Origin of the sequence: Fontibacillus phaseoli (assembly GCF_003337355.1) — a bacterium.
In the GTDB taxonomy this organism is placed as follows: domain Bacteria; phylum Bacillota; class Bacilli; order Paenibacillales; family Paenibacillaceae; genus Fontibacillus; species Fontibacillus phaseoli.
The window spans coordinates 83,193-108,523 of sequence record NZ_QPJW01000008.1; the positions used below are offsets into that span (position 1 = coordinate 83,193).

A 25,331-nucleotide genomic window follows, 5' to 3' on the forward strand; every position below is an offset into this window, starting at 1 on the left:
AAACACCTATGAAAGAAGTAGTATCCAATGTTTATTATTTAGAAAAAGCGCCTATAAAAAAGGCAATCGCCCATTTATCCATTCCGATGATGGTCGGCATGTCGGCCGGAACGATCTATAATCTGGTCAATGCTTATTTTATCGGCCTCGTGCACGATACGGCGATGCTCAGCGCCATTACGCTCTGCTTGCCTATTTTTACGATTCTGATGGCGTTCGGGAATATGTTTGGCGTTGGCGGAGGGACATTTATTACAAGACTGGTTGCGGCAGGGGACGGGGAGAAGGCCCGGAAAGTCGCAGGATACTCTTTTTATGGAAGCATCATTGCAGGTATGGTTATGGCGGGAATCGCCTGGTTGGTCATGACGCCTCTTGTTCATTTGCTGGGTGCGGATGCCTTAACCTTCGAATATACGAGACAGTATACCTTCGTCATGTTCTTGGGCGGGTTCGCTATATTAGGCAATTTTGCGCTGGAACAACTGGTCCGGGCCGGAGGCGCCTCGAAAGAATCCATGTACGGCATGTTTGTCAGCATTGTTTTGAGTATTTTGCTCGACGTTCTGTTTATCCTGATTTTGAACTGGCATGTCGTCGGCGCCGCTTTGTCGATCATTTTGGCCAATATCGGGTCTGCGGTTTATTATGTCTGGTATTTGGAAACCAAAAGCGGGAATCTGAAAGGATTTCTGCGCCATTTTAAACTGAAGGGCAAAGATCAAGGAGAAGTATATAAAATCGGCGTTTCCGAGCTGATCCAAGCCTCATTCCTGCTGGTGACCACATTGTTGCTCAACAATTATTCCATGCAATACGGGGATACGGTAGTGGCCAGTTTTGGCATTGCGCTGAGAATCGTGCAGGTTCCCGAATTTTTGTCCATGGGACTGTTCTTTGGCATCATTCCGCTCATCGCCTATAACTTCTCGAATAAAAATATCCCCCGATTGAAGTCCGGAATCAAGCATGCAGCCCTCTATATCGCCGCCATATCAGGAGTTTTCGCCGGTATCGTATTTCTGTTCAAGGGGCAGGTGCTCCACTTTTTCTCCAATGATCCTTCCGTTCTTTCGATAGGCGGATACATTCTGGCCGCGATGTTAATATCGGCTCTATTTAACGGCTTCACCGGGCTGTTCACGGGGATTTTCCAAGCCTCCGGCCAAGGCGTGTCCAGTACGGTCATGGCGGTGGCGCAGGGGGTCCTGTTTATCCCGGTCGTCATTGTTTTGCACCATGTTTTTGGCCTGCACGGCGTCGTCTGGTCCATGACGATTACGGAAGTGATAACCTGCCTCCTGGGGATGATCTTGTTTGTTTCCTTCACCAAGAAAATTAATGTGGAAGATGGATTGAAAAATGAGATGCAAGCAAGGGAGTAAAATGATTCCGAAGAAATTTGAAAAATGGTAGAATGGGAGTAGATAACGAGATAGAGATCTTATAAGGAGTACGATATGGCGGAATTCGTCTATAAGCAAATTATCGATGACCTCAAGGCTAAAATTTTTGCCGGTCAGTTTGACAACATGAGATTGCCGGATGAGCGGAGCCTTAGCGAGACCTATCAAGTTAGCCGCAGCTCCATAAAACGTGCTTTGACAAAGATGGAGCATGAAGGAATTATTTTTAAGAAGCAGGGGTCGGGAACCTTTATCAATCCTTTATATATAAAGAATGAATCGATCTTTAACTATGAAGGCTCCAATCTGGGCGTTACCGATAATTTTCACATGCACGGCATCAAGCCGAAAACGAAGGTGCTGAATTTCGAGGTCATTCCTCCGACGGAAGAGTTGCAGCGCGATTTGTTCCTGGAGCCGCATGATTTCGTGTACAAAATCGTCCGCCTGCGGTTGTTTGAAGATGAGCCCTTTATGATCGAAACCGGGTATATCCCGATTAAAATCGTCCAAAATCTCAACCAGACCATCATCGAGGGGTCCATTTTCAATTACCTGGAGGATGCGCACAACCTGGCCGTGACCAAGTCGTTTTTGTCCATTTTTGCCGAGCCGTCCAACCCGAATGATCGGGAACTGTTGCTGCTCAAGGAAAATGAGCCGGTAGGCATCATGGAAGGCATCTTCTTTCTGGATAACGGAACTCCCTTTGAGTTTTCCCATATGCGGTTTCACTACAAATACATGAAATTCAATACCTTTGTATCGGTGCAATGAGAAGACTGAAGAAAGCTTCGGTCTTCTTTTTTTGCCTTCAAATTTGCAATATATTTTAATTTCTTCCTTTATAAGGCGAAAAATCAAATTGATAACCTCCAATATTCATACTATGTTCAATATTTCACAAAATTGGACCGTATCATTTTCCTGAAAAAGTCGTTATGATAGATACAGATATATAGTGAATTGTTTCACAATTGGACGTACACAGATAAAGGTATGGGAGTGGAGAACATGGTACTGTCAGCTACGCAAGTCGATTATTCTTCTAAAACTTATTTAGCCAAGCTTGATGCTTATTGGCGCGCAACCAATTACATTTCTGTAGGCCAGCTTTATTTGAAAGACAATCCTTTGTTGCAAGAACCCTTAAAGGACTCGGACGTCAAGGTAAAACCGATCGGACACTGGGGTACGATTCCGGGACAAAACTTTATTTATGCGCATCTGAATCGGGTAATCAACAAATATGATTTAAACATGTTCTACATTGAAGGCCCTGGACACGGCGGCCAGGTTATGGTTTCAAACTCTTACCTGGACGGAAGCTATACGGAAATCTATCCGCAAATTACGCAGGATATCCCGGGCATGAAGAAGCTGTTCAAGCAATTTTCCTTTCCGGGCGGCGTCGCATCCCATGCGGCTCCCGAAACCCCGGGTTCCATTCATGAAGGCGGCGAGTTAGGCTATTCCCTGTCCCATGGCGTTGGGGCGATTTTGGATTACCCGGATTTGATCTCCGCGGTCGTCGTTGGGGATGGCGAAGCCGAAACCGGACCGCTGGCCGCATCGTGGTTCTCCAACCGGTTCATTAACCCGGTCACGGACGGCGCCGTTTTGCCGATACTCCATCTCAACGGATTCAAGATCAGCAACCCGACGATTCTATCCCGTCAAAGCAATGAGGAAATCACCGCTTATTTCAAAGGCATGGGCTGGGAGCCGTTCTTTGTGGAAGGTTCGGACCCTGAGCAAATGCATCCGGAAATGGCAAAAGTGCTAGATACCATTATCGAAAAAATCACGGCCATTCAAAAGAATGCCCGCGAAAATAACGACCTTACCCGTCCGGTATGGCCGATGCTCGTCTTCCGTTCCCCGAAAGGCTGGACCGGTCCGAAGGAATGGGATGGCGTGCCGAACGAGAACTCGTTCCGTGCCCACCAGGTTCCGATTCCGGTGGACCAAAAAAATATGCAGCACGCCCCTGCGTTAATCGAATGGCTGAAAAGCTATAGACCGGAAGAATGCTTCGACGACAACGGCCGCCTGAAACCGGAAATCGCCGAAATCTTGCCTAAAGGCGACAGACGCATGGGGATGAACCCGGTGACCAACGCCGGCAACCTGATCAAAAACTTGTCTTTGCCGAATTTCCGCGATTATGCTCTGGATAATTCCGTTCCGGGTAAAGTGATTGCTCAAGATATGTCCGTTCTCGGAAAATACGTAAGAGATGTAGTAACCCTGAATGAAGACAAGAAGAATTTCAGAATCTTCGGACCGGATGAAACGATGTCCAATCGCTTGGCGCCCGTGTTTGAAGTGACGAAACGCCAATGGATGGACCAAATTATCGAGCCTAACGACGAGTTCCTGTCTTCTTATGGACGCGTCATCGATTCGCAGTTGTCCGAGCATCAAGCTGAAGGCTTGCTCGAAGGATACGTATTAACCGGGCGTCATGGATTCTTCGCAAGCTATGAAGCCTTCTTGCGGGTGGTCGACTCGATGATCACGCAGCACTTCAAATGGCTACGTAAAGCAACGGACCAAGGCTGGCGCGCTGATATTCCGTCTTTGAACGTGGTGGCGACTTCCACGGTATTCCAACAGGATCACAATGGATATACCCACCAGGATCCGGGTTTGCTTGGCCACTTGGCAGACAAGAAGCCGGAATTTATCCGCGAGTATTTACCGGCGGATGCCAACTCTTTGTTGGCCGTGTTCGACACGATCTTGAACGATCGCCAAAAGATCAACCTGATCGTTTCGTCGAAACATCCACGTCCGCAATGGTTTACGGCGGACGAAGCCAAGGAACTGGTCGACAAGGGCTTGAAGATCATCGATTGGGCGAGCACGGACCATGGCGGAGAGCCCGATATCGTCTTTGCTTCCGCCGGGACGGAACCGACGATGGAAAGCTTGGCGGCGATCTCCATTCTGCACGAAAAATTGCCGCAGCTGAAAATCCGTTACATCAACGTGGTCGACTTGTTGAAGCTAAGAAGCCAAAAGCTGGATCCGCGCGGTTTATCCGACGAGGAATTCGACGGCTTCTTCACCAAAGACAAACCGGTTGTTTTCGCCTTCCACGGTTATGAAGGCCTGATCAAGGACTTGTTCTTTGAGCGTCATAATCATAACCTGCATGTCCACGGCTACCGCGAGAACGGCGACATCACGACCCCGTTCGATATGCGGGTATTGAACCAAATGGACCGTTTCGACTTGGTGAAGGAAGCGGTACTGAGCCTGCCCGAAGCAGACAAGTACGCAGCCATCGCGGAAGAAATGGATCAAATGGTGAAGAAGCATCATGAATACATTCGTGAAGCAGGCTTCGATTTGCCGGAAGTGGAAAACTGGGTTTGGAAAGCGCTGAAATAAGGCGCGCCGTCGCTCAGCACGCAATCACTAATTAACTAATGCAAAATCCCATTCATCTTTGATGAGTGGGATTTATTATTAATCAATGTGATCCTCAAATAGTGCCCTATTTGGCCTTTATTTCCCAAAAATGAGCGAGGCTATAGAGGATAGTGTCCTTTTGGACCGCTATTTCTTGCTAGGTGCCCCAAAAACTTGAAATAGCGACCCCAAAAGCCGCTATTTCAGCGGAGCAAATAAAAGATGCTAAGTGCAAAATGGCAAGCGCCCCCCTCGTTCAATGGAGCGGCCTGCCGTCCATTACGCCGATCTGGGCGACCGTCGCTCCTTACGCAAATGCGGGATCCCATTCATCTTTGAGGAGTGGGATTTTTTATTAATCAATGTGAACTTTAAATAGTGCCCTATTTGGCCCTTATTTCCCAAAAATGAGCGAGGCTATAGAGGATAGTGTCCTTTTGGACCGCTATTTTAATCTAAACCGGCTAAAAGGGCTCAAAGCGTCATCGCCATTCGAAATAAGGACATAGAAGTCCGCTATTTCTTGCTAGGTGCCCCAAAAACTTGAAATAGCGACCCCAAAAGCCGCTATTTCACCCAGAGCAAATAAAAGATGCTAAGTGGCAAAATGACAAGCACTCCCCTCGCTCAATGGAACGGCTTGCCGTCCATTACGCCGACCGAAGATCCTTTTTCAAACTGTCCGAGTCCCTCGAAAGAGTGCTATTAGGAAACCTGTCATAGAAATGGTAAAGTATTAATTAGTAGAATAGTTAGGATGTTGTATCCGGGAGGCGTAAGCAATGACAAGAGAAGAACTGATTAAGCAACTGAATGATTGGCATGAAGCCGACGAATACCAACAAATCGTGGATCGGATCAATGAAGTTCCCACCCCGTTGATCGACGATGAATTGGCCGTTCATTTGGGGAGAGCCCTGAATAACCTGGGACGTCATAAAGATGCGCTCAAATGGTTCATGAAGATAGACGAAGAGGGTCGGAATAATCCGCTTTGGCATTTTCGCGTAGGTTATGCCCATTATTATCTGGATCAGAATGAGGAAGCGGTAAAAGAATTCGAAATCGCGCACCAAATGGATCCGGAAGACGAAGATACGGTCGAGTTTCTGGAATGGAGCCGGAAAGAGTTGGCTCAAGCCCAAAAAGCCGACGACGAGGACGAAGATGAAGACGAGGAAGGCCAATAAGGCGAGCTGCACCGTCCAACAAGAGGATTGAAAATACATACAGCCGGAGGTTTGTCATGCACACGAAGTTTACCTTGATGAAGCAACTGGAAGACGCCGGGATCGATTCTCAAGGAATCTTGCTCATGCATTCGTCAATGAAGAAGATCGGCGAGGTGGAGGGGGGAGCGGACACGGTCCTGGATGCGCTTTCGGAATATATGAAAGACGGACTGCTGGTTTTGCCCACCCATACCTGGTCTTCTATTAATGGTGATCATCCCAAATTTTACGTCGAGACGTCCGAAGTCTGCGTCGGCATTCTTCCGGAGCTGTTCCGCAAGCGTCCGGGCGTGATTCGCTCGCTTCATCCGACCCATTCGGTAGCTGCGCTCGGCAAGGATGCGGCTGAATTTACGGCGGGGGATGAACGTTGGGATACGCCGTGTCACCGGCAGTCCGCTTGGGGCAGGCTGCTCGACAGGCAGGCGACGATTATACTCGTAGGCGTCGATCTGCGCAGAAATACGTTCATCCACGGTATTGAGGAATGGGTGGACATCCCGGGAAGAATGACAGACGAACATGAGCAACTATTTACCGTGCTGGGAGACGGCACCGAAATTTCCGTGCCTTCGCGGCGCCACTGTGGCCTGCCTTGGTCGGAGCATTTCTGGAAAGTCGAGGATGTACTTGAAGAGAAAGGTGCGCTGAGCCGAACCCGTTTGGGAGATGCCGAAGTGCTGGTATGCGACGCGGTCAAGACTACGGAGATTCTGACCGGCATGCTGCGAACCAATCCCGATTTATTCTCGGATAACGAGCCGCTTTCGTAGCTGGGATAAAGCACCATCATCAATGAAAAAGGGGCGTTCCCGGTCATCTATGCATGACCCTTGGGACCGCCCCCTTTTAAATTTAACTCAAGACTTCTTACGCTTTCGTATACTTCTCAATCAGCACCTCAAGCTCGCTCCAATGCTCGCAGTTTTCCCAGCGGAAGGACTCCGGCAGCTTGGACATTTCCTCCCACGAACGTTTTTGCAGATACGGCTTCAGGTTCTGCTCCACGCAAATGACCTGCATGATCGTTCTCATGCGGAATTGCAGCGGATAGCGCTCCTCCTTGGAAATCGGCTTGAAATAGGTTTCCGCCATGTAATCCACCAAGGCTTCACCTTTTTCCTGCTCCTTATGCTGGTTCCAGACCAGCTTGATTTCTTCCGTCAATTGGCGCCAAGGCGTTTCTTCCTTCGGATATACAATTCCCATCACATTAGCGTCTTTGTAGAGCCACAGTGCCCAAGACACATCATGTCGCTCGCACAAATCGAGCATATCCTCAATGATGGTCATCTGGAAATCGATGTCTTCCTTCTCATACACCAATCCAAGCTCGCCGCACCAGAGTGGGCGCTTATATTTCTCGCGGATTTCCAGGAGACGATGGAATTCCTCCGCGAAAATTTCCTTGCGGCGCTCCCGGCTCATCTCCTGCGTAAGCACTGCCGGTTCTTTAACGAACGGATAGAAGTGGAACTCATAGGCGATTTGCGGGTCATCCATCGGATCAAGCATGGAAAAGTCCGTCGTAAAGGCATTGCCCTCAATGAAGATAATATGCTTCGGGTCGTTTTTGCGGATTTCCGCAACCGCTTTGCGGTAGAAATCATTGAACGCATCCGCGTTGGTCACCAAAGAGGGTTCGTTTACGATGTCGTAAGCGGCGATCCATGGCTGATCCTTGTAATATTGCGCAATGTGGCCCCAGAGGCCGATGACCGTATCGCGCAAGGCGCCATACTCCCAGAACAACGGCAGACCGGAGTAAGTATCGCAGTGCCAGTCCGGGTTTTGTCCGCCGGGAACGGAGTGAAGCTCCAAAATCGCGTAGATCCCGTACTTTTCGCACAAGTTAATAATATGATCCAGGTATTTAAAACCGTCATTCTTGTAGACGCCCGGGTTTTGATCGTCGATGAAGTATTTGTAGTTGAAAGGAAGACGCAGATGGTTGACGCCGATCTTTTTCAAAAATTCAAAGTCCTTCTCATCCATATATTCCATCAGGAAGCGGTCGAAGAAGTCTGCGCTGCGTTTCTTGCCGTACACCTCGTCAAACGCCTTCTTGATCATGGTGTCCGTGCCCGGAAGGCCGATCAGGAAATGCTCCAGATTCATCCAGGTGCCTAAATTGAAACCGCGGAACAAGATTTTCTCACCGTTTACCGTAAAATCTTTGCCAGTAACCTGTACAAAATGATTCGTAGGAGTAGTTGTGGTCATATTTTAGCACCTCGGTTTATTATTAGTTTTTCATGCCTGTCGTTGCTACGCTTTGAATAAAGAACCGTTCGCCCGCCAGGAACACCGCCACCATCGGAATAGTTGCAAGCACGGTTCCGGCCATCAGCAAGCCGTAGTCCATCGTATGCTCGGTCTGGAATCCTTTCAGGCCAAGCTGCAACGTTTTTAACGAGTCGTCATTCAGATAAATGAGCGGAGCCAAATAGTCATTCCACATAAAGGTGAACGTAAAGATCGTTAAGGTAGATAAGCTGGCTGCGGATAACGGCATCATGATTCTCCAGAAGATTTTCCATTCATTGTAACCGTCCACCCGAGCCGCTTCATTAAGCTCATTAGGCAGGCTCATGAAAAATTGCCGCATCAGGAAAATGCCGAAACCGCTGAATAATTGGATCAAAACATAGCCGGTATGGCTGTTATATAATCCCAGGCTGCTTACGACCGAAAATTGGGGCACCATGATGGAATGCCACGGCATCATCAAGTTGGTCATGAATAATATGAAGATCACGTTCTTGAACGGGATTTTCAGCTTGGCAAAAGCGTAGGCGGCCATGGAGCAAATCACGACTTGCAGCACGGTAATGATCACGGACAGCTTGACGGTATTCAAGAAATATTGAGCGAAAGGAATGGCTTTCCAGACTTCCTTGTAATTGTCCAAGTATAAGGATTGCGGAATCCAGTTCATGGGATTCTTAAACAGATCGACATCCGTCCGCAAGGAAGCCGAAATCATCCATAGGAACGGAAAAAGAGTGGCAAGTGAAAAGATAACCAAAACCAGCAGCAACAGAATATAGGGCAGCTTGGATCTTTTCGTTGTATTGATGGCGGTCAGCATAGGTAGCTCTCTCCTTTCCTAGTAAGTGACCCATTTTTTCTCGAGCCTGAATTGAATCAGGGAGATGACCATAATGATCAGGAACAGGACGGTAGACATGGCTGCAGCGTATCCCATTCGATAATTCACGAAGGCCTCCTGGTAAATTCTAAAGACCAGCACGTTGGTCGAGCGGCCCGGCCCGCCGTCCGTCATGACGGAGACTAAATCGAAGACTTGGAAAGAGTTAATTATAGTAAGGACCAGCACCATAAATAGGGTCGGTGACAGGCTAGGCAAAGTAACGTAGAGGAACTGCTGAAATTTGTTGGCGCCATCCAGCTCGGCGGCTTCATACAAATGCTCAGGAATGCCTTGAATACCAGCCAGTAAAATGATCATGTAGTAACCGAAGCTCTTCCATACAGCTACAAGAATAATAGCCACTAGAGCCCACTTCGAGGACATGAGCCATTCCGGGGGATTCGCGATCCCGACAGCCTTGAGAATATAATTGATCGGTCCGGAAACGGGGTTGAACAAAAGTCCCCAAGCAATGGCGATCGACACCATGGACGTAATGTACGGAAAATAAAAGGCCATGCGCAAATATTTGCGCAGGTGCAATACATGGTTTAAGGCGATGGCCGCAAGCAACGCCAATAGCATGGTTAACGGAACGAACAGCAACGTATAAATAAAGTTGTTTTTTAATGAAATTAGAAAATAATCGTCCTGCAGCAGCTTGGTATAGTTGTCGAGGCCGATGAAATTGGGCGCCACGTTAAACCCGCCATAATCGGTAAAGCTCATGACGAACCCGTAGATTAGCGGTACAAATATAAAAATTGCAAACAAGACGAAGGCCGGAAGAATGAATAACGTCCCCGGAAGGTAGGACTTGTAGTTGCGCAGACGGTGACTTGTCATCAAGGCAACCTCCTTTATGATGATATGGCGCATAAATGAAGTTCGGCTTCCGTCACGAATGATGCGGAAGCCGAATGCCTGGCTATGGATTAGCGGTTAAGAACGGATTGACGATTTTTCATGAAGTTTTGAATCGCTGCCGCGGAGTCCTGCTCTTGGAACAAGAAGAGATCCCGTTGCTCGCTGTATACGCGATTCACCTCGTCGATTTGCGGTACCGGCTGATTTTCTACCACGGTGTTGGTTTCAAAGAAGTAGCCGCTGCCTTGAATGCCCGTCGCGTTCAAGAACGCTTCCTTCGTTTTGTCGCTGGAGTATGCCGGCAACACGCTGGATTCGGCGATTAGCGCCCCGCCTTGTTCCCCCGTTACGAATTGAACAAATTTGAAGGCTGCGTCGGTATGCTCGCTTTTCGGGTTAATCCCGATAAAAGTGCTCACGCCGCCGACCGTGATCGGATCTTTCGTTCCTTCCGGCAACGGAAGAGGTGCCATGTCAAAATCGATATCGGTTTTGCCCGCTTCAATATCCGCTTTAAGCATATTCAAAGTCCATTCTCCGTTAATCAGCATGGCTACATTGCCGCTTTCAAACTGCTTGATCCAGTCGATGCTTTCCGCCTTCATTTGCTTATAGCTCATGTGGGAACCGTCCTTATAGTACAGGCGGTCCAGGTAATCCAGCCAGTTGCCTACCGGATCCAGGTTGTCGTCAAGAATGGTGGTGCCTTCTTGAAGCGCGCCCAGCGGTGCGGTCAGCCAGTCGGCATAATATCCGCCCCACTGCTTCTCGGTCCCTTCGCCTTTTGTCAGGCTTTTGGCCAACTCGGCGTATTGCTCCCAAGTCATTTGCGAGGGAACCTCAATGCCGGCCTGATTAAAAAGATCCTTGTTGTAGAACAATGCATATTGGGAAGTACGGTATGGAAGCGCGTAATTTTTCCGCTCGTCAGCACCTCCGTAATATCTTGGAAGCTGGGCCCGTAGGCGCCGACGTCCATATTCTCCGCTTTAATCCGGTCACTCAGATCCACTAGCTGATTTTTGGAGGAATATAAGCCGAGGCTGCTCGTTCCGTTCATGCTGTAAACATCCATTTTCGAGCCGCCGGAAAGATTGTTCATGATTTTCGTGTTGTATTCGTCGGCATCGTTGCTGATGGTTGTCATATTCACTTCAATGTTGCTGTTTTGGGCATTAAATGCTTCAACGACCTTTTTCATATAGGCTTCTTCATCGGTCCAGGTGTAATATTCCAGCACGGTTTTTTCGGTGCCGCCGTTATTGCTAGCGCTGTCATTATTGCCCGAACCGCAACCGGCCAAGACTAACGCGAACGCCATGATCAAGGATAAACCGGCCAGGCCTTTCTTTCTATTCATCAAGAACCCCTCCCGTATTTGTGGTATGCTTTTAGTTTAAGAGTTTGCGTCTCCGGCGGTAAGGTTGAACTTTTATCCCCGTGCGGGACGCGAAAACCTATGAAATTGGACATTTGGAGCTAGTTTGGCTGCCTTTGGTTGTATAAAACTTCAACCTTTACAGATACGTACAAACTCAAATAAAATTTAATTTATTTAGGGAGAAGGGATGGCTTCCATGTTTATTTTCCTGGTTTTTATTCTGTTCATAGCCATATCCACCTTCTTCTTGGTCCAAAAAAAATATACCAAAGCCACGCTTTTCATGCTGCTCATGGGTTTTTCCTATTTGATCGTGGTGTCCTGTATCATTATCTACATGTCCAAGGATGCTTATTATTACTATAATCTCGGGAAATACTTCGGCATTAAGCAAGGCTTGCAAAATCAATTGATGTTCTTGCCCATCTCCCGGATGAACCTGATCCGCCTAATGAATCTGTTTACGATGGTATTTTTGTATACGGGCCTTTGTTCGGCGATATATTTTGCTTTTGATGTGCAAATGAAACGTAAGCTTGTCCTGTTGGCTGCCCTGGCTGTCCCGTGCCTCCTTCAGGTGATGGTCTATGATCCGTCCTTTTATGCTCATTTGTATTTCCGTCTTTACCCGGATGTCGTTAGTTCGCAGTCTTTTATCTCTGCATATGAAACGTTGCACTCGATTACTTTTGTCCTGAATTCCTTGTATATTGCGGCGGGCTGCGTTTTGCTGATTTATGCGCTGTATGATGCCCCTAAGGTTCGTCAGATCCGAAGCAATATTATCATGATCCTGATTTCCTATATTTCCGTACAAGTCACGTATTACTATATTAACTACTGGGCGCCGGACGTTCTGGTGAAAGTCTCGAAAGCGGCCCACTTCATCCGGTTCAAGCCGATAAATTTGGTGGGGAACCCGTCCATCTACATCTTGCTTCCTTATATCGCGGGATTTTGTTTGTTGGTGAGCCTATACAGCATTTATAAGTACACGCGAATCCAAAACAGCATCAAAAATCAGGAATCCGTCATTTCCAAAAATATCGATTCCGCTCTTTTGACGTCACGGGTGTTCAGCCATTATATGAAAAACGAGCTATTAGCCATTATGGCGCAGAGCGAGTTTATAGAAGGCATGTGCGAACAATCCCCGGAGGTGGTTGAGGAGATTCGGGTGATTGAGCAGCGGTGCCGCAAGGTGTATGATCGTTTGGATGCGGTCCATCAAAAAACCTTGAAATCGAAAATCGAGCTGGCGCCGGTGGTTTTGAATGAGCTTTTGGAGAAGCTGCTCAGAGAGATGGAATTGGAACTGAAACACACGCAAATCCAATATACGCCGCCAAACCGGCAACTTGTGATCATGGCCGATCCCTATTACTTTTCCCAAGCGATAGAAAATCTGATCTCTAACGCTATGGATGCGCTGGAATTCGTGCCCGAGAAGTCCAGATTAATAACGATGGAGATTATCGTGAAAAATAAATGGGTGGAGCTGGTGATTGCGGATAACGGGGCAGGGATTGCGGAGGAACATGTAAGCCATATTTTCCAGCCGTTTTATTCCTCAAAACCTACGGCAACCAACTGGGGAATGGGCTTGTCCATCTGTCTTACCATGATTTCGGCGCATGGTGGTAAAATAAATGCGGAGAGCAAATTAGGCGAAAGCAGCTCTTTTCATATCATTATGCCGTTGCTTTCCATGGCGAAGAATTAAAGGAGTTGACAGCAGCATGAGTACGCCGAAGATCAAGGTGCTTATCGTAGAGGATGATCCTTTAATCAGTAAGCGTTATCAGATGATCTTGTCCAAGGATGGGCAAATCGAATGCGTAGGCAGTGCATCCAGCGGATATGAGGGAACGATGCTGGCCGCGCTCAATAAGCCGGATATTATCTTAATGGATGTAGAGTTGGAAGACAAGGAGGCCGGACTTAGGGCCACCTCGGAAATTTTAAACTATATGCCTGAGGTTAAAATTGTGATGCTGACCGTATGCGAAACCGATGAGACCGTTTTTCGCGCTTTCGAGCTTGGAGCCTCCAATTACTTGTTAAAAAATATGCCCGCGGATGCCATCCTGGATGCGGTGAAGGATGCTTATCATGATCGTTCCTCCTTGCACTCCAATATCGCAGGAAAAATTACGCGCGAATTCAAAAGGATCAAAACTACCGAAGACAGCCTGTTGCATAATTTTTATATTTTCACCCAACTTACGCCTACGGAGCTAGAGGTTCTGGAACTGTTGATAAAGGATTATACCCGCCAGGAAATCTGCGTGCTGCGCCATGTGGAGCCTTCCACCTTGAAATCGCAAATTAACAGCATCTTGAAGAAATTCAACAAAAGCAGCGTTCAAGAGGTTCTGCCCTTATTGCGGAAGCTGCATATCCCGGAAATCCTTTCGCAACGGAAAGGAAAGTAATTCTTGAGTATGGCTGCCGCTTTGGATAAAATGTTACAATAACAAACGCTAACTCGAAAATAGGTGATCGGAACATGGATAGAGAACTAAGAGAACCAATGAATAGCCTGTTGACGAATTGGCTATCTTTAACTCAGATGCAAATGGGTATTACAAGCAAACTGGAAGCCGCCTTGCAAGAGCTGCACCAGTTACCGCTGAACGAATTTTATTTGTTGTTGTTTCTTTCCGAGGCCCCGGAGAAAAAATTGAAGTTGCAGCAATTGGAGGATATGGTCGGCTTGAGCCAAAGCGCGGTATCCAGGCTGGTAAGCCGGTTTGAGGCCAAGGGGTGCGGGGCTCTGCAAAGAACGATTTGCGAAGAGGACCGCAGAGCCGTCTACACTTCGATAACGCCTATAGGAGAAGCCAAGCTGGAGAAGGCATTGCCTACCTTCCAGGCGGTACTTGCCGAAGAATTTTCCGGCGCGAAGTTCCAAAACCTGCTGCAACAAATTATGAAGGGTAACTAAATGGCGGACAAACAGTAGTGTAAAAATCACGGGGACCTGATGCTTGACGGAGAGACTGAGGCATGATAATTTATATGCATGCGCATGCATTTTACTATTGGAGGAGATATTACGATGAACCATCTGTTTAGTCCATACAGTTTAAAGGGATTGGAATTAAGAAACCGCGTCGTTATGCCCCCGATGTGCCAATACTCCGTAACCGATAAAGACGGAATCGCCACCGATTGGCACTATAACCATTATGTCAGCCGGGCCATTGGCGGCACGGGCCTCGTCATCATTGAAATGACGGACGTCGAGCCGGACGGGCGCATTTCCGATTATGACCTGGGCTTGTGGTCCGATGAACAAGTTCCGGCCTTGGCCCGCATTGTGGATGCCATTCACCAGCACGGAGCGAAAGCGGGCATTCAAATCGCCCATGCCGGACGGAAAGCGGAGGATGCCGCCGTTCCGGTTGCCCCTTCGGCGATTCCTTTCGACGAGAAATCCAAGACGCCTAGAGCTCTTACTACGGATGAAGTGAAGGAGATGGTGGAGAAATTCCGCCTGGCCGTCAGACGCGCCGTCCAAGCCGGCTTTGATACGATTGAACTTCACGGCGCTCACGGTTACCTGATTCACCAGTTCCATTCGCCGCTGACGAATCAAAGAACCGATGAGTACGGGCAGGATTTGACCCTGTTCGGAAAAGAAGTCATTCAGGCCGCGAAGAGCGAAATGCCTGCCGATATGCCGCTGATTCTGCGGATTTCCGCCCAAGAATATGTAGAAGGCGGATATGGCATTCAAGAGAGCATTGCCATTTCGAAAGCCTATCAAGAGGCTGGCGTAGACATGTTCCATATCAGTGCAGGCGGAGAAGGGCCGATCGCGGCTTGGGGCAGACCGGGCACCCATGCGGCGTATCAAGTACCGCTGGCCAGAGACATCAAGCAGGCGCTGAACGTGCCGGTGATTGCGGTCGGAAGACTGGATGAACCCGTGCTCGCCAATGCCGTGATCGGAAACGAAGATGCGGATTTGGTCGCCGTGGGAAGAGGCATGCTGAGAAATCCGTTCTGGACGCTGGAAGCCTCCGTGAAGCTCGGGCAAGGCGATCTGATCCCTCGGCAGCTCGTTACCGGATTTCCTAGAGCGTAATGAATCGGATTTACTGAATTACACATAGGGAATTTGAAAAAAGCCTGCTTCCATGAAGAGATGGAACGCAGGCTTTTTTGCGGGCTCCATACTGACAGGGTTGAGAATAAACAATAATCATACCGCAGGGTTAATTTTGCGGGCAGTTGTTTAATATAACGGTGAAGACGGTTCACCAAACTAGCTAAATGGAGTGAAGACACATGTCCAATGCTCAAACAGCAAACCAGGAAGCGATTGAAAAGGTCAGGGATTTGATCAAAGGAATCGATACCGCCATGCTGACAACCGTGACGGGAGAAGGGTTGGTTTCTCGTCCGATGAAGACCCAGGAGGTTGAGTTCGACGGTGACCTGTGGTTCCTGACCAAGAAAGATACGAACAAATACCGGGAGATTCTCCGGAATCCGACGGTCAATGTGGCTTATGTGGATAAATCTTACGTGTCGATCCGGGGAGAAGCCGAGTTGGTGCAGAGTCCGGACAAGGTCAGGGAGTTCTGGAACGTCGCATACGAGAAGCTGCTGGAAACCTCCAGCGACGATCCGAACCTGGTTTTGATCAAGGTCAAAGCCGATACGGCCGAGTATTGGGAAACGGGCAATCCGGTTAAAATGGTGATGCGGCTATTTTCCAAGCTGACGGGAGCCGGCAAGAAAGATCCCAATTTAAACAAGACTGTCGACTTTGAATAGAAGATGAATCAACCCTAAGAGCCGTTCCGGGAAGGGAAACCCCCGGGACGGCTCTTGTTCGTAATCTGCCTCTGCCGGATCAAAATCTATATTGACATTCACCAAGTTAGATCCTATGATTAGAAAATGATATTGAGAATCATTATCGATCACATACGGTTTAAAGGAGATCACGCGCATGAAGAAATTGTTCATCCCTATCATTCTATTATTGGTACTTGTGGTCAGCGGTTGCGGCAAGGGGGCGGCACCTGCGGAAACGCAAGAGCCGGCAACGAATGCAAACCAAACGGCGAATACGAACAAATCGGCCAATACGGAACAGAATTCGGGTACGATCACGTATAACTCCGAAACCGGACCGATCGAAGTACCGGCCAACCCGCAGCGGATCGTCGGGCTTACGAACGCGCCTAACATTCTCTCGCTGGGAGGAACGCTCGTCGGCGTCGATGAATGGACGAACAAGAATCCTCTTTTTACGGATAAATTAGAGGGCGTTGAGATTGTCTCCGATGAAAGCCTGGAGAAGATCATCGAGCTTGAACCGGATTTGATTATTGCCGGATCGTATATGAAGAATCTTGATAAATTACAGGAAATCGCTCCAACGGTTGTCTACACATGGGGTAAGCTCGACTATTTGGAACAGCAGCTCGAAATCGGCAAATTGCTGAATAAGGAGAAGGAAGCCCAGGCTTGGATCGATGATTTTAAACAGCGCACCGAAGCGGCCGGCAAGGAAATTAAGGCCAAGCTGGGCGAGAACGTGACGGTATCCGTCTTCGAATATGATGCCAAGAACCTTTATGTCTTCGGAAACAACTGGGCGCGCGGCACGGAGATTCTGTATCAAGCCATGGGTCTAGGCATGCCGGAGAAGGTCAAAGAAAACGCCCTGGGTCCGGGATACTATACGCTGTCGCTGGAGGTGCTCCCACAGTTTGCCGGCGATTACATCGTACTCAGTAAAAATGCTGCAGGGGACAATTCATTCTTGAGCACCGATACTTGGAAAAACATCCCTGCCGTCAAGAACAACCGCGTTATTGAGATTGACACGGAAGCATCCTCCTACAGTGATCCGATTACGCTTGATTATTTGCTGAATATTTTCAAGGATGCCTTGCTGGCCGAGTCATGATGTCCCGTCCCAAATCGCGCAGAGTCTCTTTTACGCTTCGGCTTATCGTCGCTTCGGCGGGGTTGATCGGCATGTTCCTGATCGCCATGGTTTTTGGAGCGGCCCACACCTCGATTCATGAGGTGTGGCTTGCCTTGACGTCAAGCCAGTCTACAGATACATTGACGATGATCCGGGAGATTCGTCTGCCGCGGGAAGTCGCTGCCGCCCTTGTCGGGGCGGCGCTTGCCGTTTCCGGCTCGATTATGCAGGGGATCACGCGGAATCCGCTGGCCGATCCGGGGCTGCTCGGATTGACCTCCGGCGCCAATGCGGCGCTTGCCATTACGATGGCTTTTCTTCCCGCCGTGGGCTATGGCGGAGTCATATCGGCCTGTTTCATCGGCGCCGCGGCCGGTTCCGTCATCGTTTTTGGCATCGGCGCAGCCCGAAGGGGCGGACTTAGCCCCATCAAATTCGTTCTTGCCGGAGCCGCTGTATCCACCTTTTTATATGCCGTAGCGGATGGGGTCGGCCTGTATTTTCAAAAATCCAAGGATGTGTCGATGTGGACGGCAGGCGGGTTGAACGGGACGTCTTGGCTGCAGCTTAAGTTGATCGTACCGTTAATCCTGATCGGAATCGTCACGGCTCTGCTGCTCTCCAGACAGCTTACCGTACTGAGCTTGAGCGAAGAGGTCGCCGCGGGCCTGGGCCAGCGGATTCACCGGATCAAAGCCGTATTATTTGTGGTCAATATCGTTCTGGCCGGAGCCGCCGTCGCCCTTGTCGGCAATATGGTATTTATCGGCTTGATGGTCCCGCATATCGTGCGGGCTATTGTGGGCACGGATTACCGGCGGATTGTTCCTATGTCCGTCATTATGGGCGCGATTTTGATGTTGTTAGCGGACACCTTGTCCCGAAATCTCAACCCGCCCTTTGAAATCCCGATTGCGGCCATCGGGGCCGTTATGGGTCTGCCCTTCTTTCTGATGGTGATCAAGAAGGGAGGCAAGTCCTTCTCATGAAAACAATGACGATGGTAAAGAAACAGCGGCTGGTGTTAGTTGCGCTGTTTGTACTTATTTTGATTATGATGGGGGTTGGAGCCGGACTGGGGGCTTCCAGCCTGTCCTTTAGCCGGATTTTTCCGACCCTGTTCGGGCAGGGGACGTTCAAAGAAGAATTTATTCTGTTTTCGATCCGCCTCCCGCGAATTATCGTCACCGTGCTGGCTGGAATGGCACTGGCGTTGTCCGGCTCGATCTTGCAGGGAGTGACCCGCAACGATTTGGCCGATCCCGGATTGCTCGGCATTAATACCGGGGCCGGTATGGCCGTCGCGGTATATTTCCTGTTCTTCCCGATTGAGGCGGGCGTGTTCGCCTATTTGCTTCCGGTAGTCGCCTTTGCCGGGGCGTTTGTTGCCTCTGCGCTGATCTATTTATTCTCTTATGACCGGCAAACCGGCCTTCAGCCGGTGAGACTGGTTCTGGTCGGCGTTTGTTTCTCCATGGCCATGTCGGGCCTCATGGTCGTGCTGGTCTCTTCGGCATCTCGCGAAAAAGTAGACTTTATCTACAGCTGGCTTGCCGGAGGAATTTGGGGCTCGGACTGGCCGTTTATCCTAGCGCTGCTTCCCTGGCTCATCGTCCTGATTCCGGTCACGCTGTTCAAGACCAAGCAATTGAACCTGCTTAATCTGGGCGAGACCGTAGCCATCGGCACCGGGGTGCGAGTAGAACGCGACCGTATGGTTTTGCTTGCGGCGGCGGTCGCCTTGGCAGCTTCAGCCGTATCCATTACCGGGTCGATTTCATTTATCGGGTTGATGGCGCCGCATATCGCGAGAAGCTTGGTCGGTCCGAGGAATCAGCTGTTTATTCCGGTTGCCATTCTGACCGGAGGCTGGCTGCTGCTGGTCGCGGACACGATCGGACGCAATCTCTTTCCTCCCGACGGGATCGCGGCAGGCATTATGGTTGCCTTAATCGGGGCTCCCTATTTTATCTATCTGTTATTAAAAAAATAAGATCAGATTTCCTTTGACAATCCCCAGTGAATAGCTTATATTTAAAATTAATTAAATGAAAACTAAATAGTCTTCCTAAAAGGGGAGTAGCTTTTACAACAAAGTCGTCAATTCGGAGGCAGTAATCTCCCGGCTTTGTTGGCGACGAATTTCGTTGTTAGCAAGACCTTTGCCTGTTACTGGGCAAAGGTCTTTTCTAGTTTTAGAAACCTTTGCCGATCTCGGTGAAGGTTTTTTGTTTTTTTAGACTGTTTATAAGAAGGAGAGAGGAGCATCCGGAATTTGGGCTTTTTTTGAAATTGGATTTTTGGAGTTTAGGGAACGATATCAAAATAACAGACATTTAAAAGGAGTGCGGGAACTTTATGGATCTTTCGATTTTATTCGAGTACGGATGGGTATTGTTATTACTAGTTGCGCTTGAAGGCTTGCTCGCTGCGGATAATGCTTTGGTGCTTGCGATCATGGTGAAGCATCTTCCTGAAAGTGAACGGAAAAAGGCGCTCTTTTACGGACTGTTGGGAGCTTTCGTATTTCGTTTGGCCTCATTGTTTATTATTTCGTTTCTGGTCGATGTATGGCAAATTCAAGCCATCGGCGCGCTGTACTTATTGTTCATTGCGATTAACCACATTATAAGGAAAGTGGTGTTCAAGAACAAAGTTTCCGAGAAGCAAAAGAAAGAAAAGAAACAATCCGGGTTCTGGACCACCGTGCTCAAAGTGGAATTGGCGGATATCGCTTTTGCGGTCGACTCCATTTTGGCTGCCGTGGCGTTAGCCATGACGCTTCCGAACACCACGCTTCCCGCGATCGGCGGCATGGACGGAGGGAAATTCATCGTCGTATTCTTGGGCGGATTAATCGGGCTGATTATAATGCGGTTTGCCGCGAATCTGTTTGTCAAGCTGCTGCATTCCAGACCGGGTCTTGAAATCGCCGCTTTCGCCATTGTGGGATGGGTCGGCGTAAAGCTCGCCGTCCTGACGCTAGGACATGAGGATGTGGGAATCATTCCTTACGAATTTGCTCATTCTACGCTGTGGAAGTTGATCTTCTACATCGTGCTGGTCGTCATCGGCGTTGCCGGATGGTTCTTGACTAAAGAACAGGCGAAAAACCGGTCTTCGGCAGAACACTAATGCATTTCAATCTATCTTATTTGGAGGGCTATTGATTGGGTACCGAAATTTTGATTTTGGTCATACTCATATTTGTAAATGCATTTTTTGCGGCGTCCGAGATGGCGCTTGTATCCTTGAACGATAATAAAATCAAGCTGATGGCAGGCGAGGGCAACAAAAAAGCCAAGCTGGTTCAAACTTTATTGGAGCAGCCGGGAAACTTTCTGGCGACGATTCAGATCGGGATCACGCTGGCGGGGTTTCTGGCAAGTGCCTTTGCCGCCGACAGCTTCTCCGGAAGATTGGCGGAGAGCCTCACGAAGTGGGGAGTGCCGCTGGACATCAACTTGCTTGAAACGATATCTACCGTGGTCATCACCTTAATCCTGTCTTATTTTACGCTTGTGCTTGGAGAGCTTGTGCCTAAGCGGCTGGCCTTGCAGAAGGCGGAAACCATCGCCTTTTTTGCCGCAGGCCCGTTAACCTGGTTGTCCAAATTAACCTCCCCTTTCGTCAGGCTGTTGAATGTCTCGACGAATGTGATCGTTCGGTTGTTCGGGGTCGACCCCAATGCGGAAGACGAGCATGTGACGGAAGAAGAAATCCGCATGATGGTGGATGTCGGGAAGGAAAAGGGAACGATTCAGGAATTGGAAAAAGAACTGATCAACAACATCTTCATGTTCGATAACAAGACCGTTTCGGACATCATGACCCATCGGACGAACATTGCGGGAATTCCGGCCGGCGCCAGTCTGAAGGAAACCGTGCACATCATCAATATCGAAAAGTACACGAGATTTCCCGTGTATGAAGGAAATATCGATACCATTATCGGCGTACTGCACGTCAAGGATCTGATCCGGTTTATCGAGCATGGCGACCGGGATCATTTTAACTTGCGGAATTTAATCCGGCAACCTTTCTATGCTTTGGCTTCTCTTCGAACCGATCAATTGTTTCAGGATATGCAGAAGAACAAAGTCCATCTGGCGGTCGTCATCGATGAATACGGAGGGACCGACGGGATGATTACGATTGAGGATTTGATCGAAGAGATCGTCGGGAACATTTATGATGAGCATGATGAACCCGATACGATCCTGACCGAAGTGAAAAAGATCGACGATAACCAGTATTGGATGGCGGGAACGCTGCCGCTTTATGAGGTCGAGGAGATCTTGAAGGTAGATCTTTCTCTTTCCGAATACGATACGTTGAGCGGGTTTTTGATCGGTCAGCTCGGCCGTATTCCGGGTGCTAATGAGCTTCCTGTAATCACTTACCAGAACATCACTTTCGAGGTTCAGGAAATGGTTGACCGGAGAATTGCCGGAGTGAAGGTTATGCTTGAAAATAGATAGAAGATGACAGTGGCAGCGAGAGCTGCCCTGTTAAAGTAGAAAAGGCACCCGAGGGGGTGCCTTTCTGCTGTTATGCAGCATAGTTTAAGCACATGCAAACGGTCTTATCGCGGATTCACCTTTACCTGAGAGCCTTTGCCGCTCGTTTGGATGCCGGATTCTTTCACGCCGACTTCTTTCAGATCGGCGAGCAGCCGCTCCAGAACCGCTTTCGCGGCGACGGCTTCCTTTGCGCCGGAAGCCTTGACTACGCATTGAACCGGCTTGCCGGAACGGAGCAGCTTATCCGCTTGACGCAGCTTCGTCTCGTAATCATGTTCCTCGATATGGGCGGTGAAGCGAAACTCCTTGACTTTTTCCTTGCTGCCGTGGCCGGAAGCCCGGCCGGTTTCCGCTTTGCGTACGGCCGTTTCTTTTTGGGCGGCCGCTTTGGCTTTGCCCTTCGCCATCAGGCTGCAGGGCGGCGGGCTGCTCATTAAGGAGGTGCAGACCAAATCCGCTCCGGCGGAACGGGCCATAGCCAGTGCCTCTGCTCTGGAGACGATGCCGAGTTTTTCACCCCTCAATCCGGTAAGTGCCACTTCGGATGCTTTGATTTGTTCGTTGATGAGTACGGCCACTTTTGTAAATCCTCCTATAACTTCATCTTGCTGTTTCTATTCTACATAAGCCCGGATTTCTTTAACAGGCGCTCTATAATTAGTGCGACTTCGGCTCTGGACACATAAGCCTTCGGTACAAGTTCCCCCGCGTTTCTTCCGGAAACCATACCGGCCGACACGCTGGCCGCGATGCCGCTACGTGCCCAAGGCGATATTTCGGCGACATCTTGGAATCGGCTCAGCGTTTGCTCCGCCGTTGCCGGTCCAGAGAGCTTGGAATCCAGGCCGGTAAGCTTCATAGCTTCGGCTACAATGACCATGGCCTGTTCGCGGGTGATTGGGTCGTCCGGACGGAACGTACCGTCTTCAAAACCGTCGATCAGCCGGTAAGCGACGGCGGCGCTGATGTCGTTATTATACCAGCTGCCCGTCTTCATGTCAGAAAACTCCGGGTAACTATCGCCCGGCTCAAGCGCCAAGGCACGGACAAGCATCGCCGTAAATTCGGCGCGGGTGACTGCCTCGTTTGGACCGAACCCTCCCGAATCGTTCCCCTCAAGGATAAGTTTGGAGCCTAAACGTTGAATGGCTTCCTTGGCCCAGTGATTGGCCACGTCATTAAATTGGACCGGGTGCGAGATCAATGCGTACGTTCCGCCGTTTCTGCTGTGCAGTCTGGCGTAATTTTTGCCGTCAACCTGAATGAAAGTGGTCGGAACATGACGGACAGTACCGTCGGAACCGATGGACACGCCGGTCGCAATTCCGCTTGGATCTATGCCATCCGAAATAGGAATGTCCCGCTTCACGTAATTACCTAAATCCGGGATGTCGATAACCTTACTCCCCAACACGCCTCTAAGCGAAAAATTGGTTGGCGGCGTTATTAGCTCAAAGGCATTGCCGGTCGCCGTCTTTTCTGCGGACTGGACTTTGGCGGCTTTGGCTTTGGAAATTTCGATCTGCAATTTGACGTCTTGCAGCGCCTGGTCCTTTTCTAGCTGCTGAAAGAATGCGTCAAGATTTAACTGCCGGACGGGTAGCGTGAACACCCCTTGTTTGGTATCCAGTACGACTAAGGCCTGCTTCTCTTTCATGAAGGCGGCCAGCGGTTCGTTCATTTCGGCGATAACACCGTCCAAGCGGGAGGTGACGCCAATCGTTACTGTAACTTCATCCGCATTTGCAAGGTTAACGCGGAGCTTATCGTAATCCAACCCTATCGTTGCAATCCTTTGACCGTCTGCTTCCGTAAATGATACGGTTCCGATATCCGCCGGTTTTCCGTTGATCTTGAAGGTGATGTCCGCTTGGCTTTCCGGCTGGTTTTGAGGTTTTAGCGGAGTCTGCGTTGATGAGACGACAGGAGTCGGATTGTTATTGCTATTGCCCGGCGGTTGAACTGCCTGAATCGTTACTTTCGCGGCGTTACTTGCCGCCGTTGCCATCTTGTTGCCTGTCGCGCCGTTGTTCGTGTTGGTTACCGTGACGTAATAATAAGTCACGCCTGCGGATGCGGTCGGTGGTAAATAGGATGGGCCGGTTGCTCCGTTGATCGCCGTGCCTCCGGTGATTTCGTTCTTATCGTTCCGGTACCATTGGAAGCTTAGCGTTCCGCCGTCATTCACGGCTGCCGCAACGCTTAAAGGCGAGGCGTTGCCGCCCGCGTTCAACGTTTGGTCCATCGGCTGCAAGCTTATCACAGGGGTTTCCGCGTTAACGAGCAGAGCTTCTGTCGTGACGGTTACGGTGTTGGAAGTTCCTTCATTGGCGCCACCGGTGACGACAAGCCGGAAATCGTAAGCTGTTACGGCAGTCAACCCTGTAACGGTAGCCGTAGTTGCATCCGCGGCAAGGGATTCCGTTACCGCCGACGCCCAGTTGTTCTCGCCCGCCGGGGTTTGTTCAATTGCGATCCGGGTAGCATTACTTGCAACCGGCCAGTTTAGCGTGACGGTCGTGGCTGTTTTGCCTGCGAGAGCTAAGCCGGTAATCGGCGCGGGAGCCGCACGGTTTACGGTGATCGTGTAAATGCTTGTGTTTTCGCTATCGGTGGGTGAAGTTACGCTAACCGTGATTACATTGTTTCCCGCGATTAACGACACATCCGCCTCGGTTCCGCTGATCTCGTTGATTTTTACCGGGGCCGTTTCGTCCGCAGCCTTGGCCGAAACCCGGACGGAGTTTGTTTCGTTAGTCACGCTAGCGCTGTATTGCTGAATCGTGGGATCGAATTCGGGGGACAAAGCTCCGTGATTAATAGCCAGGCCATTCAGAACCGGATTGCGCAGCCGTAGCACCAAATGCAGCGTAGACTCCGCTTGAATGTTATAGTCCGCTAACGTCCGGTCGTCCTCCAACTGCTTTCCGGCAAAGATGAGCCTTTGCTGATCTATGGGAATGCCCTCTTTATCGGATAATTTCTGTTTTACCTGTAGAATGGTCTCTTGGCTATCCGCTTCAATTGTGATAGTTTTGCCGGTTAATGTTTTGACGAAGATCGACATCGCATACACCTCTTGTTGAAAGAGCAATGCGATAATCAGCATACAGATCAATGAAGCGCTCAGCTTCTTCACATGAAGTCCCTCCTTTCAAATTTACAATAAATTGCAGTCTATAAATAATTATAATTACAATCTGAAAATAAATATAGTTAAAAATTCCATCAAAAAACAAAAGAGAGGACGCGTACCCATACCCTCTTCCAGCTTCCTGCAACGAAATAGGTTTCGAAATTAACCAAGAGGTGCTTTTTAACCGGGAAGCGCTTCTTGTCGTTGTTCAAAGCAAGAAGGTTAGCTAAGGTTGCTATAAAAGGGTATGTTGTTTTTA

General features: G+C 49.3%; 21 protein-coding genes and 1 pseudogene. 15 read left to right on the forward strand and 7 right to left on the reverse strand.

Annotated features, from left to right (window positions below):
- Nucleotides 1-8: 8 nt before the first annotated feature.
- From DFP94_RS17835 to DFP94_RS17855, 5 genes are all read left to right on the forward strand, one after another.
- Nucleotides 9-1,385: an MATE family efflux transporter gene (locus tag DFP94_RS17835; RefSeq protein ID WP_114497821.1), complete on the forward strand. Its 1,377-nt coding sequence runs from the start codon at nt 9-11 to the stop codon at nt 1,383-1,385.
- Nucleotides 1,386-1,460: 75 nt separating this feature from the next.
- Entirely contained in the window at nt 1,461-2,183 is a 723-nt protein-coding gene (locus tag DFP94_RS17840; protein ID WP_114497822.1) for a GntR family transcriptional regulator, read from the forward strand.
- Nucleotides 2,184-2,420: 237 nt separating this feature from the next.
- Complete coding sequence (locus DFP94_RS17845) at nt 2,421-4,805, forward strand: phosphoketolase family protein (RefSeq protein WP_114497823.1); 2,385 nt, start codon at nt 2,421-2,423, stop codon at nt 4,803-4,805.
- Nucleotides 4,806-5,608: 803 nt separating this feature from the next.
- Nucleotides 5,609-6,016 carry a tetratricopeptide repeat protein gene (locus tag DFP94_RS17850; RefSeq protein ID WP_114497824.1) on the forward strand — a complete coding sequence of 136 codons (408 nt, stop codon included), beginning with the start codon at nt 5,609-5,611 and terminating at the stop codon, nt 6,014-6,016.
- A gap of 56 nt (nt 6,017-6,072) precedes the next feature.
- The gene (locus DFP94_RS17855; RefSeq protein WP_114497825.1) at nt 6,073-6,831 is read left to right on the forward strand and encodes an AAC(3) family N-acetyltransferase; all 759 of its coding nucleotides are present in this window, start codon (nt 6,073-6,075) and stop codon (nt 6,829-6,831) included.
- A gap of 97 nt (nt 6,832-6,928) precedes the next feature.
- Here the strand turns inward: DFP94_RS17855 and DFP94_RS17860 are convergent, their stop codons facing one another.
- The 5 genes and pseudogenes from DFP94_RS17860 to DFP94_RS26320 all read right to left on the reverse strand — a co-directional run bounded on the left by DFP94_RS17860 (nt 6,929) and on the right by DFP94_RS26320 (nt 11,439).
- Nucleotides 6,929-8,281: a glycoside hydrolase family 5 protein gene (locus DFP94_RS17860; protein WP_114497826.1), complete on the reverse strand. Its 1,353-nt coding sequence runs from the start codon at nt 8,279-8,281 to the stop codon at nt 6,929-6,931.
- 22 nt (nt 8,282-8,303) lie between these two features.
- Nucleotides 8,304-9,149 carry a carbohydrate ABC transporter permease gene (locus DFP94_RS17865; protein WP_114497827.1) on the reverse strand — a complete coding sequence of 282 codons (846 nt, stop codon included), beginning with the start codon at nt 9,147-9,149 and terminating at the stop codon, nt 8,304-8,306.
- 18 nt (nt 9,150-9,167) lie between these two features.
- Complete coding sequence (locus DFP94_RS17870) at nt 9,168-10,058, reverse strand: carbohydrate ABC transporter permease (RefSeq protein WP_114497828.1); 891 nt, start codon at nt 10,056-10,058, stop codon at nt 9,168-9,170.
- 89 nt (nt 10,059-10,147) lie between these two features.
- Nucleotides 10,148-10,972, reverse strand: a pseudogene (locus tag DFP94_RS17875) (ABC transporter substrate-binding protein); the annotation flags it as partial.
- Complete coding sequence (locus DFP94_RS26320) at nt 10,903-11,439, reverse strand: ABC transporter substrate-binding protein (protein WP_114497830.1); 537 nt, start codon at nt 11,437-11,439, stop codon at nt 10,903-10,905. The gene DFP94_RS26320 and the pseudogene DFP94_RS17875, both read right to left, overlap by 70 nt.
- A 217-nt stretch (nt 11,440-11,656) precedes the next feature.
- Between DFP94_RS26320 and DFP94_RS17885 the strand changes: the two genes are divergently transcribed.
- From DFP94_RS17885 to DFP94_RS17930, 10 genes are all read left to right on the forward strand, one after another.
- Complete coding sequence (locus tag DFP94_RS17885; protein WP_220270925.1) at nt 11,657-13,183, forward strand: sensor histidine kinase; 1,527 nt, start codon at nt 11,657-11,659, stop codon at nt 13,181-13,183.
- A 16-nt stretch (nt 13,184-13,199) separates the two neighbouring features.
- Nucleotides 13,200-13,895, forward strand: coding sequence for a response regulator transcription factor (locus DFP94_RS17890; RefSeq protein WP_114497832.1), 696 nt, complete (start codon nt 13,200-13,202; stop codon nt 13,893-13,895).
- 74 nt (nt 13,896-13,969) lie between these two features.
- The gene (locus DFP94_RS17895; RefSeq protein ID WP_245954941.1) at nt 13,970-14,407 is read left to right on the forward strand and encodes a MarR family winged helix-turn-helix transcriptional regulator; all 438 of its coding nucleotides are present in this window, start codon (nt 13,970-13,972) and stop codon (nt 14,405-14,407) included.
- Between the two features lie 114 nt (nt 14,408-14,521).
- Complete coding sequence (locus tag DFP94_RS17900) at nt 14,522-15,553, forward strand: NADH:flavin oxidoreductase/NADH oxidase (protein WP_114497834.1); 1,032 nt, start codon at nt 14,522-14,524, stop codon at nt 15,551-15,553.
- A 203-nt stretch (nt 15,554-15,756) separates the two neighbouring features.
- The gene (locus DFP94_RS17905) at nt 15,757-16,248 is read left to right on the forward strand and encodes a pyridoxamine 5'-phosphate oxidase family protein (RefSeq protein WP_114497835.1); all 492 of its coding nucleotides are present in this window, start codon (nt 15,757-15,759) and stop codon (nt 16,246-16,248) included.
- A gap of 178 nt (nt 16,249-16,426) precedes the next feature.
- Nucleotides 16,427-17,392 (forward strand): iron-hydroxamate ABC transporter substrate-binding protein, encoded by a 966-nt coding sequence (locus DFP94_RS17910; protein ID WP_114497836.1) that lies wholly within the window; start codon nt 16,427-16,429, stop codon nt 17,390-17,392.
- Nucleotides 17,392-18,402, forward strand: coding sequence for a FecCD family ABC transporter permease (locus tag DFP94_RS17915; RefSeq protein WP_114497921.1), 1,011 nt, complete (start codon nt 17,392-17,394; stop codon nt 18,400-18,402). The genes DFP94_RS17910 and DFP94_RS17915 overlap by 1 nt, the downstream gene beginning before the upstream one ends.
- Nucleotides 18,399-19,406: a FecCD family ABC transporter permease gene (locus DFP94_RS17920; protein ID WP_114497837.1), complete on the forward strand. Its 1,008-nt coding sequence runs from the start codon at nt 18,399-18,401 to the stop codon at nt 19,404-19,406. Before DFP94_RS17915 ends, DFP94_RS17920 begins: the two co-directional genes overlap by 4 nt.
- Before the next feature lie 365 nt (nt 19,407-19,771).
- Nucleotides 19,772-20,548: a TerC family protein gene (locus tag DFP94_RS17925; RefSeq protein WP_114497838.1), complete on the forward strand. Its 777-nt coding sequence runs from the start codon at nt 19,772-19,774 to the stop codon at nt 20,546-20,548.
- A 35-nt stretch (nt 20,549-20,583) separates the two neighbouring features.
- Nucleotides 20,584-21,894 (forward strand): hemolysin family protein, encoded by a 1,311-nt coding sequence (locus DFP94_RS17930; protein WP_114497839.1) that lies wholly within the window; start codon nt 20,584-20,586, stop codon nt 21,892-21,894.
- Between the two features lie 104 nt (nt 21,895-21,998).
- Here the strand turns inward: DFP94_RS17930 and infC are convergent, their stop codons facing one another.
- Together infC and DFP94_RS17940 are read right to left on the reverse strand one after the other, a co-directional pair.
- Entirely contained in the window at nt 21,999-22,514 is a 516-nt protein-coding gene (gene infC, locus DFP94_RS17935; RefSeq protein WP_114497840.1) for a translation initiation factor IF-3, read from the reverse strand.
- Between the two features lie 41 nt (nt 22,515-22,555).
- Nucleotides 22,556-25,075 carry an S-layer homology domain-containing protein gene (locus tag DFP94_RS17940; protein WP_114497841.1) on the reverse strand — a complete coding sequence of 840 codons (2,520 nt, stop codon included), beginning with the start codon at nt 25,073-25,075 and terminating at the stop codon, nt 22,556-22,558.
- Nucleotides 25,076-25,331: the final 256 nt, after the last annotated feature.

Bases quoted from the DNA above. Each gene is read 5' to 3' on its own strand.
- DFP94_RS17835 (WP_114497821.1), top strand. From the start codon at position 9: ATGAAAGAAGTAGTATCCAATGTTTATTATTTAGAAAAAGCGCCTATA.
- DFP94_RS17840 (WP_114497822.1), top strand. From the start codon at position 1,461: ATGGCGGAATTCGTCTATAAGCAAATTATCGATGACCTCAAGGCTAAA.
- DFP94_RS17845 (WP_114497823.1), top strand. From the start codon at position 2,421: ATGGTACTGTCAGCTACGCAAGTCGATTATTCTTCTAAAACTTATTTA.
- DFP94_RS17850 (WP_114497824.1), top strand. From the start codon at position 5,609: ATGACAAGAGAAGAACTGATTAAGCAACTGAATGATTGGCATGAAGCC.
- DFP94_RS17855 (WP_114497825.1), top strand. From the start codon at position 6,073: ATGCACACGAAGTTTACCTTGATGAAGCAACTGGAAGACGCCGGGATC.
- DFP94_RS17860 (WP_114497826.1), bottom strand. From the start codon at position 8,281: ATGACCACAACTACTCCTACGAATCATTTTGTACAGGTTACTGGCAAA.
- DFP94_RS17865 (WP_114497827.1), bottom strand. From the start codon at position 9,149: ATGCTGACCGCCATCAATACAACGAAAAGATCCAAGCTGCCCTATATT.
- DFP94_RS17870 (WP_114497828.1), bottom strand. From the start codon at position 10,058: ATGACAAGTCACCGTCTGCGCAACTACAAGTCCTACCTTCCGGGGACG.
- DFP94_RS26320 (WP_114497830.1), bottom strand. From the start codon at position 11,439: ATGAATAGAAAGAAAGGCCTGGCCGGTTTATCCTTGATCATGGCGTTC.
- DFP94_RS17885 (WP_220270925.1), top strand. From the start codon at position 11,657: ATGTTTATTTTCCTGGTTTTTATTCTGTTCATAGCCATATCCACCTTC.
- DFP94_RS17890 (WP_114497832.1), top strand. From the start codon at position 13,200: ATGAGTACGCCGAAGATCAAGGTGCTTATCGTAGAGGATGATCCTTTA.
- DFP94_RS17895 (WP_245954941.1), top strand. From the start codon at position 13,970: ATGGATAGAGAACTAAGAGAACCAATGAATAGCCTGTTGACGAATTGG.
- DFP94_RS17900 (WP_114497834.1), top strand. From the start codon at position 14,522: ATGAACCATCTGTTTAGTCCATACAGTTTAAAGGGATTGGAATTAAGA.
- DFP94_RS17905 (WP_114497835.1), top strand. From the start codon at position 15,757: ATGTCCAATGCTCAAACAGCAAACCAGGAAGCGATTGAAAAGGTCAGG.
- DFP94_RS17910 (WP_114497836.1), top strand. From the start codon at position 16,427: ATGAAGAAATTGTTCATCCCTATCATTCTATTATTGGTACTTGTGGTC.
- DFP94_RS17915 (WP_114497921.1), top strand. From the start codon at position 17,392: ATGTCCCGTCCCAAATCGCGCAGAGTCTCTTTTACGCTTCGGCTTATC.
- DFP94_RS17920 (WP_114497837.1), top strand. From the start codon at position 18,399: ATGAAAACAATGACGATGGTAAAGAAACAGCGGCTGGTGTTAGTTGCG.
- DFP94_RS17925 (WP_114497838.1), top strand. From the start codon at position 19,772: ATGGATCTTTCGATTTTATTCGAGTACGGATGGGTATTGTTATTACTA.